This window comes from Ruegeria sp. AD11(2025), from assembly GCF_056542405.1.
The window spans coordinates 1-558 of record NZ_JBQFZU010000161.1 but is presented as its reverse complement, the minus strand read 5'-3'; the positions used below and the strand labels follow the sequence as shown (position 1 = coordinate 558).

The following is a 558-nucleotide window of genomic DNA, read 5'->3' as shown; positions in this document are numbered from 1 at the left end:
CAATGCACGTCTCATCTCGGTCGTGGATGAGCTGATGGAAACCCTTCTGAGGTTGTAAACATGACTTTGACGTCCATAGGAGATCTCGCACGTAATTTGACTCTGCAAACCCGGTCAAATGAACTCAAACATCAAATCGAAGACCTTTCGCATGAATTGTCGACCTGGAAAGCAAAGGATGTATCCGCGCATTTGATGGGCGATTACTCCCACCTTCTCGATTTAGACCGCAGTCTGACCCGGCTGGATGCTTTTGACGTTGCCTCAGCGGAGGCTGAATTGTTCACTGATACTATGCAGCAGAGCCTGACGCTGTTTAGCGACTCCAGCGGCGAGATGACGGCGAGCTTGCTGGCATTCGGCACGGCAAATCACGCTGTCACACACGAACAGGCTTCGGTTCAAGCTCGCAACGAGTTGGATACTATGATGTCCGCGTTGAACACGCGTATCGGCAACAGGAGCCTGTTTTCGGGTATTGCCACAGATGTCTCGCCACTGCCGTCGGTCGAGACTCTGTTGACCAACCTCGAGGCGGAACTGACCGGCTTGGCGACC

At 53.0% G+C, this 558-nt stretch carries 1 pseudogene; it reads left to right on the top strand.

The features are described 5' to 3' along the window. Positions 1-60 precede the first annotated feature (60 nt). A pseudogene (locus tag ACR1XY_RS24880) lies at positions 61-558 on the top strand (flagellin); the annotation flags it as partial.